Here is a 2254-nt window from a genome sequence, read left to right on the forward strand (position 1 = left end):
CGACGAAGTGGATTTCGATGTTCGGCGCGCTGGCGATTTCGTCGAGGTCGAAGCCGGGGGGCGGGAAACCGTCCAGTGCTTCGAGGGCGCGGCCCTGGAGCAATTCGGTCAGGGCGCGTTCAAGGGCGATTTCGAAGCGCGGATGGGCGCCGAAGCTGGCGAAGACGCCTTGATCCTTGGGGTTGAGCATGGTCACGCACATCACCGGGTAGAGGCCGCCGAGCGAGGCGTCCTTGACCAGGATGCCGAACCCGGCGTCGCGCAGGCCCTTGATGCCGGCGGCGATGCTCGGGTAGCGGGCGATGACGTCTTCCGGCACGTCGGGCAGGCACAAGCCTTCGGCGATGACCTTGAACTTGACGTGGCGTTCGAGGATTTCCGACAGTGCCTGGGCGCGCGCTTCGGCCAGCGTGTTGCCGGCCGACATGCCGTTGCTGACATAAAGGTTGCTGATGACATTGACCGGGAAGAAGACCTCGGCGCCGTCGCGCTGGCGGACGTAGGGAATGGCGCAGATGCCGCGATCCTCGTTGCCGGAATTCATGTCCACGAGCATTTCGGCCGGGATGCTGCCTTCCGGGTTGTAGAAAGCTTGCAGTTCGGGCGTCAGCAACTCGGCTGGCCAGTCGGTGCCATGGGCCGTCAGCGGGAACCAGCGTTCGCGCGGGTAGTGCGTGAAGGCGCGGTTGGCGATGGTTTCGCCGAGGTAATAATGGTTCCAGAAATAGTTGCAGGACAGCCGCTCGAAATACTCGCCGAGGGCGCTGGCGTGGGCGGCCAGCTTGGTCGCCCCTTTGCCGTTGGTGAACATCAGGTGGCAGGCGCGATTACGCACATGCACCGACCAGACGTTGTCGACCGGGTTGAGCCAGGAGCATTCCTCGATGTCGAAACCGCGGGCGGTGAGCTTGGCCTGCATCGAGGTGATGGCGTGTTCGAGCGAGGCATCTTTGCCCGGAATGAAGTGTTCTTGTTGCATCGGGCGTCCTGCCTAAAGGGTGAGGCGCGCAGTGTACGTCAGGCAGCGGCCATTGCCACGGTCAACCGGAAATATTGACCAAAACTCAAATCGAACTGAGGGCGTTCTGGCGCTCCTTGAGCAGTGCGTAAATCGCTGGAATGACCGCCAGCGTTAGTACCGTCGATGAAATCATGCCGCCGACCATCGGCGCCGCGATCCGGCTCATGACTTCCGCGCCGGTGCCGGTGCCCCACAAAATGGGCAGCAGGCCGGCCATGATCGCGGTAACCGTCATCATCTTTGGGCGGACGCGTTCGACGGCGCCTTCCATCACCGCGGCGTAGAGGTCGGCAGCCTGCGGGCGACGGTCTTCGGCGGCGCATTTTTGCTGCACTTCGACCCAGGCGTGGTCGAGGTAGATCAGCATGACCACCCCGGTTTCGGCGGCGACGCCGGCCAGGGCGATGAAGCCGATGGCGGCGGCGACCGACAGGTTGTAGCCGAGCAGCCACATCAGCCAGATGCCGCCGACCAGCGCGAAGGGCACCGAGAGCATGACGATCAGCGTTTCGGTGAGGCGCCGGAAATTGAGGTAGAGGAGCAGGAAGATGATGAGCAGGGTGACCGGGACGACCACTTTCAGCTTGGCGATGGCCCGTTCCATGTACTCGAACTGGCCGCTCCACGTTACGTAGGTGCCGGGGGTGAATTTGACCTGTTCGTTGACTGCCTTGCGGGCTTCGGCGACGTAGGAGCCGATGTCGCGGTCGCGGATATCGACGTAGATGTAGGCCGAGAGCAGGGCGTTTTCGGTGCGGATGGCCGGAGCGCCGGTGGTGATCTTGATTTCCGCCAACTGGCCGAGCGGGATCATGGTTGCCGGAGCACCCATTTCAGCCGGCACCGGGACGAGTACTTCGCGGGCGATGGCCTGCGGGTCGCTGCGCAGGTCGCGCGGGTAGCGAATGGTTACTCCGAAGCGTTCGCGGCCTTCGACGGTGGTGGTGACCATCTCGCCGCCCAGTGCAGCGGCAACGACATCCATCACTTCGCCAACCGTCAGACCGTAGCGAGCCAGGGCGATGCGGTCGGGCACGATGTCGAGGTAGAAGCCGCCGGTGATGCGTTCGGCGAAAGCGCTGCTGGTGCCGGGCACGGTCTTGACGACGCGTTCGATTTCCTTGGCCAGGCGTTCCATTTCAACAAGGTCGGTGCCGAAGACCTTGATGCCGATCGGCGTGCGGATGCCGGTGGACAGCATGTCGATGCGCGCCTTGATCGGCATCGTCCACG

Annotated in this window: 2 protein-coding genes; both read right to left on the bottom strand. The window is 63.5% G+C overall.

The window, feature by feature from the left end:
• Positions 1 to 979 (bottom strand): YcaO-like family protein (locus ADADOO_RS12845; RefSeq protein ID WP_511277899.1); only part of this gene is annotated, 979 nt, incomplete at its 3' end.
• Between the two features lie 85 nt (positions 980 to 1064).
• The coding region (locus ADADOO_RS12850) for an efflux RND transporter permease subunit (protein ID WP_511277900.1) at positions 1065 to 2254 on the bottom strand (1190 nt) is incomplete at its 5' end.

It is taken from the genome of Azonexus sp. (genome assembly GCF_036170495.1).
In the GTDB taxonomy this organism is placed as follows: Bacteria; Pseudomonadota; Gammaproteobacteria; order Burkholderiales; family Rhodocyclaceae; genus Azonexus.